6 protein-coding genes are annotated in these 5627 nt (G+C 39.6%); all 6 read right to left on the reverse strand.

The genetic code is table 11. The features are described from left to right. On the reverse strand, positions 1-320 hold a 320-nt coding region (locus tag LBQ60_13760), incomplete at its 3' end, for a hypothetical protein (protein MDR2038984.1). Between the two features lie 25 nt (positions 321-345). After that, positions 346-960, reverse strand: a complete 615-nt coding sequence (locus LBQ60_13765) for a hypothetical protein (GenBank protein ID MDR2038985.1) — start codon at positions 958-960, stop codon at positions 346-348. A 149-nt stretch (positions 961-1109) separates the two neighbouring features. Beyond that, positions 1110-2258: a 6-bladed beta-propeller gene (locus LBQ60_13770; GenBank protein ID MDR2038986.1), complete on the reverse strand. Its 1149-nt coding sequence runs from the start codon at positions 2256-2258 to the stop codon at positions 1110-1112. Positions 2259-2523: 265 nt separating this feature from the next. Continuing rightward, positions 2524-2892 carry an NVEALA domain-containing protein gene (locus LBQ60_13775; protein MDR2038987.1) on the reverse strand — a complete coding sequence of 123 codons (369 nt, stop codon included), beginning with the start codon at positions 2890-2892 and terminating at the stop codon, positions 2524-2526. Between the two features lie 95 nt (positions 2893-2987). Then, the gene (locus tag LBQ60_13780) at positions 2988-3128 is read right to left on the reverse strand and encodes a hypothetical protein (GenBank protein MDR2038988.1); all 141 of its coding nucleotides are present in this window, start codon (positions 3126-3128) and stop codon (positions 2988-2990) included. Continuing rightward, on the reverse strand, positions 3125-5080 hold the full coding sequence (locus tag LBQ60_13785) for a discoidin domain-containing protein (GenBank protein ID MDR2038989.1): 1956 nt from the start codon (positions 5078-5080) through the stop codon (positions 3125-3127). Before LBQ60_13785 ends, LBQ60_13780 begins: the two co-directional genes overlap by 4 nt. Between the last annotated feature and the right edge of the window lie 547 nt (positions 5081-5627).

A 5627-nucleotide genomic window follows, 5' to 3' on the forward strand; every position in this document is an offset into this window, starting at 1 on the left:
CTCCTGCCACGAGTAACATGTAGATTTTGGACTCCCGGATTTTTTACATTGATACAAGCAAGCTCCCGTAGGTTGTCTATTTGACTCCAGATACCTACAGTTTCCGTATCTATCGCTTGGATTTGGACAGGTAATTTCCACTTCCGGAATTTCACCCCCGTCTTCAGGCTCTCTCCTTTTACAACAGCCAGCCAGAAATATTTTCCGGTAATGGTTTCACGCCAGAAAGAAGGACAGATAATAACAACCGTAAACAACACCATTCCCAGCGAAACGGCGAATATTACAGAAAATAACTTTTGGAAACGGATTAAAAACATATAATTTGGCTGGACTTTTTAATGTTTATTCACAATATTTATTGATAATTATTTTCAAATATTCATCTATTATATCCGGATAAGACGAATCGACAACCATTACATGTTTTGATATTTTTCCATCATCTACAAAACATAAATAAGGGACGTTTTTTTCATCTATAGGTAACCCTATATTATCTCCGGCACATAAATATACCGGAAGTTTATTCCCGGAGGAATGTCCGCCCTCAATGATCATTTCCCTTATAGATTCGTAATAGGAAAGTACAATTATATGAATCCCCTGTAATTGATCTTTTCTCCGGATCAATCTGTCATATGCTTCATTGATACAGCTATTACAATTGGAATTGGAATACCTGAACAATAAATATTTTGAGTCCTGTTTTAGTATATCTCCCAAAGTTAGCGTATCTCTTCCGATGGATACTAATTTCTCCTTTAGGTTAAGTGAACAATTACCCGAATTAAGTGATTCGTAATAAAAGCGCTTCAGGGCTTCATCTGTTTGATCCGTTGTCGATATATACTCCTGTCGTTTTTTATCGTTTATTAAAGCATTGTATCGATATAACAGTACAAGATTGAAAAGGATCAATAATATAAAACCGACCAGTAGGTAATTATTCAATTTCATTTTTACGATCATTAAACATGGATTGTCAATAAATATCGAAAAGGCGACAAGTTCATCAGGAAACCTTATTTTCCCAGGAAATGTCAACAACGTGTGTCTGCGGTGTATTAGTTTAGGATCTTTTTTATTCTAAAAAATTAAATTTGCTTTTATATTAATTCATAGATATAAAGTATCGGATTATCCTCTTCATCTACTTCCTGGGCCAGCTTTAACGCTTCCCAATTATCAAAATCGGGTATCTTGGATGCTGTTTCTTTAATGCTGGCCAAAACCATCGGATTAATGATGACGGCTATCTGATTATTGGAACAGCCTATGGGATTGTAAGTACCGGTTCCTATTTTTATTTTTGTAGTCCATATGCTTTTGTATCCCAGAAGTGTCTGATTTGTTTTGTTAAATACAAAAAGACCGATATTGGTCCTGAAAAAAAGATGATGGTCACTTTCCATAACATCGGTAATCGAATACACATATTCATTTTCCCTGCAGGCTTCACTGAATTCCAGTACTCCGTAATTAAGAAGACTTTCCGGTAATGAATGACCGGCAAAATCAATATTATATTTCCTGATCAATTCCGTATCTTTTATCTGGTATATTGTATTGTCAAGTCTCCGGGTATAATAGATCGATTGGCAGGAAGTAAGAAAATTACCTCTTGTAAATAAGGTATTTTTAAAGTTTTCCCGCATATGGAGTTTATTGTCGGATATATTAAAATCCCCATCTAAATAAGCAATTTCGTATTGATCGGGTCTTTTATTGTTTATATCGGAACGATTGCAAAAAAAATTAGTCCCGTCCGTTGCTATATTATAAAAGAAATCATCCATACGTTTCTCTCCGACTATTTTTCCATTATATCCGAATCGCATCAGCTTATATGGACGGTCACACAATAATATTATTTGCCTGTTAATGGTATCCAGGCAAAAATCATGTAAGCTTAAGTACTCAGACGGTCCTTTCCCTATGTTATGAATATGTGATATGTATTTTCCATTCGTATTAAACAGTACAATTTTATTCAGAAACTTGTCAAATACAAATAAAGTATCATTGTGCCGGTATATCCGTTCTATTGCTTTCAGGAACGAATGTTCATTTGTTTCCAGCTTTACCATTTGTACCGTTTTAAAGACACTGGTATCCGGGAATGAGTTTTTTAAGCTGTTTTCAGACAATGTGATGGTTGTGTGACGACCTGTGATACTATTATCTTTTGAACCGGATGTTGTACATCTTGTTGATAAACATAGAACAGATAATAATAAGAAATAATAAGATCTCATAATGGTATATTTTTTAAGTGGTTAATAAAAATATTTTACACAAAAGCTGGTTGTACCACCAGACTTCGGTTCAGTTTTTTGGTAAACTTTGATAATTTCAGATAAGGATATTTAAAAAAGATGCCTAAAAGATTATTTTTCAACAATAATATTTGGCAATGTAGTTTTATCACAGAATAATTTCAACTGTAATTTTAATATATTTCTCTTTATACAACCAAATAACAATTGTGATCTCTTAAGCATCTTACTGTTATTTAACTACTTAATGACCTCCTTGACATCTGACAATATCAGTTCCACCTGCAGTGACCACCCAGCTATCCGTGCAGGATATAGACCCTATCCCTTCACAAATAACACATTTGTGCACATAGGTAAATCTTTGATCTAGTACATTGTTTATATGCGAATAAAAATACTCTTCCCATTCATGTGTTTGTTTATAGTTAACTTTAAAAAGATCACTTCCACCTTCTCCATCTTTAGGCTTGTCATCTTCCACATCCGCCAGAGCAATAATATTCTTCAGGCTTAATTTAGCCACACTCTCTCCTTTTACGGCGATGTTTACATTTACGGCAGCCAATGTAATAAACAGCACTGCCCCGATACTTAAGAAAACTTTTTTCATTGTTTAATGATTTTAAATATGATCCTGCTTGTTTTCTCAATTTTCCCGTTCCTGCAGAAATACGGTACGGAAAAACCGGAGAGGGCATTCATCTCCTAAATCATTATCTTTGCCGGCATACCTCCTTTATTGTTGGAGGGAATCCCGGCGGTCGCCGGACCTTTGCATGCTAAAGCCCGGTCCGGTGCCGCCTTTATTCCCATATTGTGCTTTATTTGTGTTATTTCGTTCTTCACCACCATACCTGTTTTCCGTTTTCATAGGTAAATATCCTTTCTTCCGTTCCCCCGGAAAGGTTCCGCAACAGGAACAATGCACCTGACGGTCCGTCGAAATGCAACACCTGCTCCTTTGCCGTCTGTCTTCCAAGAGATTGCCATCCGTTCCGTGTCCAGAAGAACAATTCGTAAGCCTGTCCCACACGGATCATATTATCATCATTCCGGGGCAGGTAGCGGATATGGTCTACCCCGGTCCTTTTCCCGAAATCCATGCCTACCCAGGCGCCGTCCTTTTCCGCGGCATCATAAAAGGTAAGGGTATTTCCGTCGAATGCCTTGTCCAGGCTTCGCATCGGGTCATTGGCGTAGGATCCGGGGGTACCGATGATGTTTCCCTTTAATTTGTTTCCCTCCCTGTCGCAGAATTCCAGTTCGGCTATATTACAGGCGCCACCGTCAGGGGACAGGTAGCGGTAATACCTGAAATAGCTTTCTTTAAGGGATACTGTATGGAAATACATGTCCGGATGGAAATCGATCGTATACAAAAGCCGGGCATCCCTGAAATCCGGATCATTGGCGCCTTCGAAACGTCCTCCTTTCATCCGGTCCGTATGCCCCATGTATATGGGATGTTTCCTGAGCAGGGCCATTTTTTGGGTACGGGCGGTGTCCGGTACCAGATGCTGAAGAGTCCCTTCTTTGGTGAAAATAACCGGATATCCGGCCGGATACATCTTTTTCTTGTGGTAACAGGCTGGAAGATAAGTAATACCTTTACCCATATCGGTAAAGGCGACTTCCCGCCCTTCTGTTTTTCCCCAATGGATGGGTATCCAGTTTTTGTTGTTGAATATATAAAGGTATGCGTAACCCTGTTCCATACCGGGGACATCATCCAGTGTAAGTCGTATTTCCCCGCAATCGAAATTTTCGGCAGTTACGTCGGTAAAACAGGGATCCCTGAAAAAGGGCGGTATCCCGGTAATATCATCCGCCAGCATGGCCAGCGATTCTTTTTGTATCTCGTAGGTACGACGGAAAGCCTTGGCCATTTTATCCCTGTCGGGATTGGCCATATGCGGAGCGCCCGGATGGGAATCGGTGGACATGAAGATAATATGCCTGCCCGTAGTGTCGGCGACCGTATTCCAGTCGTGCCCCTTCTGCCGGTTAGCCCATTGCGGAGTGAAATCCTCGGTAACAGGGATCCCTATGGCACGCATGATGGACAATCCTACTACCGAGCGTTCCTGGCAGGTACCCGCCCAGGCTTCCTTCGCCATGGCATAGGTAAAGGAAGGCAAAGGTGGTGATACCGGAAAAGATCCGCGCCAGGGGATCCTGATACGGACATTCATCAGGGAACAGGCCAGTACGGCATCTGTTCCGCAAATAGACTTCATGGAATCGATAAATCCGGCATACTCTTCCAGCACCTGACTGCGCCAGGGTTCGAGCCTTTCGTTCCGTAACCTGTACGGCAATATTTCCCGGCAGAACCGGTCGAAAGGGATATCGCGGCTCCAGGGCATCTCCTCACGCACCCTGAAAGCAAGTTCTATCTGGTCGATCAGATAACCGGCTTCGATATGCAGCAGGTCGGGTAAATACTTCTTTTCCGATGCCAGACGGTATATTGTAACCAGTGAATCGAACGTTTTTTTCCTGTCGGCGACCCCTATATGGAATATACTGTCCCATTCCCGGAAAAGAGGAAAAAATACCTCCGACGGCCGTTCATCCTCCGAATACTTTCCGGGCATGTTCAGGATCAGGAACTCTGCTGCACGTAACTTTAAACTATCTCCGGGATGGTGGCTGTAATATTTCAATACTTTTTCCAGTTCGGACCGGTTATTTTCCGCGAGTTTCAGAATTTCCCTCATTTCACGGGAATAATCCGAACAGGAATGTGACAGTAGACAAAAACTCAATAAGATAAGTCGTAATAAATGTGTCGTCATATACAAGAATTATTGTTTGTACTTTCAGTCACAAAAATAAACTATTCCTTCAGTCAAAGCTTGTATTTTTATCCCAAATACGTGTAATATTATCCCAAATATGTATATCATATATAATTCCGAATTTAAAACTCCACATTAACTTCGTTGAGCCATGAGGGGTTCAAATTAAATAACACTTTATAAGGATTTGTGTAATCATATTTCATAATCTATATAAAAATACACCAATGAATGCTTTTATATTCATGTTGAATTTAAGCACTCAGTGCTATTTATTGTTTCCTTAAGCCACATTGATCAAATGGGGATTTTCTTTCACTTCCGAGACTTACAGCATAATAAAAAAGACTATATTTACCATTTTACCTGATAGAATATTCTTCGTAAACTTTTAATGATCATCTATCATAAACATCAATTGATAAACAGATGAAATATCCATGAACATCACTGTTCACCCAACGTGATGAACCGAGTTTACGAGTTCGACGAAGTCAATAAAATATGGATATTATCGATAAATTAAATTATTCATATGGAATCG

Source organism: Bacteroidales bacterium (assembly GCA_031275285.1).
Lineage (GTDB): Bacteria > Bacteroidota > Bacteroidia > Bacteroidales > UBA4181 > JAIRLS01.